Raw genomic sequence first — 2771 nt, forward strand, 5'->3', positions numbered from 1 at the left:
TCAAGATATACTAGTCTGATGATATTCTCGTAATTATTATGTGAGTTTTTATTTCTTATTGGTGAATGATTTTTGGCGTACTACCTTGCAAGCCCTTTGCTTAGCCTATAATTTTGGTAAATGGCCTAAAGCCAAAATTGATTAATTCGAATTTACTTAATCCTTCTCGCTTTGCAAGGCTTCCAATACTGTCTTTACCTCGTAGAATAGTGGTTACTAGACGTAACTTAAAATTGAAATTATACTTCTGTTTTTTACTCATAAAAATGCCCCAAATAAGTGTCTAACTTTTTGGGGCATGTCTATACACTGCAGGCTTTTTGTTTTTTACAGCATCTTGATTCGTTCAATTATTCGCATAAAAACAGTGAGTAATTCAGTGAGTCAATTCCCCGCATACCTTTACTCACTGGAAACGTTGTAACAAATTATAAAACAACGTGTTCAGTCATTGAACATCTTGACTACCGTAGGCTGCAAGGCTAATTTGCATCGGTAAAAAATTGCTTTTTAACGGCGATGCAGAGCTCGTCCCGAAAGTCGGGACTCGGTTTTGTTTTACTTAAATGATGTGTTATCATGAGTACAAATTATTCCTTGCTCTTCTACTTGAAGAAACCAAAAAATTATGTGTGCGGCCCCAAGCCGATTTACATGCGTATCACCGTGGCCGGTGAACCCAAGGAAGTGTCCACTGGCCGAGAATGCGACCCCGTACGCTGGAACGCCAAGTCCAATCGTGCCAAGGGTACCAAAGAGGATATCCGTGGCCTGAACGCCTACCTCGACACGATGGAGCGAAAGGTGGCCAATGCCCACCTGCAACTCGTAAAGGACGGCGCGGAAATCACTGCCGAAACGCTGAAACTAAAGTACCTTGGCAAAGACGTGCAGCGGCGGTATTTGATGGAAACGTTTACCGAACACAACCGGAAGATGGAAGCGTTGCTTGGGAAAGGCTTTAAACCCAACACGCTGAAAGGCTACAACACTTCTGTTGCACACCTGACCTTCTATTTGGAAAAATGCCATGGTGAAACGGACATCGACATCCAGCGCATCGACCATGCGTTCATCACGGGTTATGAGTTTTTCCTGCGCTCTGACATGGGGTGCAGTGCGGTGTCGGCAGCCAAATACATGAAGCACCTGCGTAAAATCATAAATCAGTGTCTTGCCCACCGATGGATTACGGAAAACCCCTTTGCGTTCTACAAAACGAAGGCCAAGCCAAGGGAAAAGGAATTTCTCACGCCCGATGAACTGGACAGGATAGCCCAAAAGGAATTTTCCATAACAAGGCTTTCTCATGTGCGCGACATCTTCGTGTTCTGCTGCTATACGGGGCTGTCATACGCCGATGTACGGAAACTGCAAAAGACGGACATCGCCAAGGGTATTGACGGTAGATTGTGGGCATTGACCAGCCGGGAGAAAACGGAAACTTCCTCCAACATCCCGCTGCTTCCGCAAGCCTTGGAAATCATCGGGCGCTATGCAGACTATCCCTCATGCGTAGCAAAGGGATTGGTTCTTCCGGTATTGAGCAACCAAAAGATGAACAGCTACCTGAAAGAGATTGCCGACCTGTGCGGCATCACCAAAAAACTGACATTCCACATGGCGCGGCACACATTCGCCACCGCGGTGACACTGGCCAACAATGTGCCTATCGAAACGGTTTCCAAGATGCTGGGGCATACCAACATCAAGACCACCCAGCACTATGCCAAGCTGCTGGACACGCGGATTGGCAGCGATATGGAGAAACTAAAAGAAAAGTTAGGATTCCGTACAAACATTTCGTTATCGGCTCCTTAACGGTTCTTATTAGCTCATATCGGCTCATTATTAAGTTCTTTTTTTATAAATTTGTGTCATGAGCAAAGTAAGTGTACATACTGAATTTCTTGATATCAATTGGAAACTGATAGGCCTTATCAGTGAAATTGATAGGTTCGATGCCTCTTGGAAAGCCATTGAACGGAGGGAGGGGCAAAGCCTGAAAGAGCTTAAATCAATCGCTACGGTTAGAAGTGTTGGGGCTTCAACCCGCATTGAGGGCTCCAAACTAACGGATGAAGAAGTCGATATTCTTCTTAAGAACATGGACATCTCAAAACTTCAAGAGCGGGATGAGCAAGAAGTCGTCGGATATTATGAGGCCCTGGACGTCATTGATGAAAATTTTGAAGAAATTCCGGTGACTGAAAACGGTTTAAAAAACCTGCATAATGTTCTTTTGAAATATAGTGAAAAAGATAGATGGCATAGGGGAAACTATAAGCAGCACTCCAATGCTGTCGAAGCGAATATGCCTGACGGAACAATACAGATAATATTTCAAACCACCGCGCCGGGATTTCCCACAGAAGACGCGATGCGTGAATTAATAACATGGCATGATGCCGACAAGGATACACATCCTTTGGTTAAATGTGCGCTTTTTTGCTATGATTTCGTATCCATCCATCCCTTTCAGGATGGAAACGGGAGGTTAAGCCGCTTGCTTGCTACGCTGCTTTTACGCAAATATGGGTATAAATGGATACTGTAAGCTTCCCCGAAAAAAAGACTGTTAGAGAATAGAAAATGATTGATAACTTTAACAGTATATTATGAAAGGTAAACGATTCAGACCGGAGCAGATCAGTAAGATCCTTAAAGAGTTCGAGGGAGGGAAAAGCGTTACAGGAAATCACTCGCGAACATGGTGTCAGTCCTCGCCTTCCTTTTACAAATGCGACAGCGATACGGTGSCCTTGACGGCA

2 protein-coding genes are annotated in these 2771 nt (G+C 44.4%); both read left to right on the plus strand.

Going from position 1 to position 2771, the window contains the following annotated elements; genetic code table 11:
* The first annotated feature begins 579 nt into the window (after nucleotides 1-579).
* A complete protein-coding gene (locus SD31_RS10405) occupies nucleotides 580-1821 on the plus strand; it encodes a site-specific integrase (RefSeq protein WP_039054072.1) in 1242 nt (413 codons plus the stop codon).
* 58 nt (nucleotides 1822-1879) lie between these two features.
* A complete protein-coding gene (locus SD31_RS10410) occupies nucleotides 1880-2557 on the plus strand; it encodes a Fic family protein (RefSeq protein WP_231561453.1) in 678 nt (225 codons plus the stop codon).
* Nucleotides 2558-2771 lie beyond the last annotated feature (214 nt).

The sequence above is a fragment of the Sphingobacterium sp. T2 genome, assembly GCF_000814685.1.
In the GTDB taxonomy this organism is placed as follows: Bacteria; Bacteroidota; Bacteroidia; order Sphingobacteriales; family Sphingobacteriaceae; genus Sphingobacterium; species Sphingobacterium thermophilum.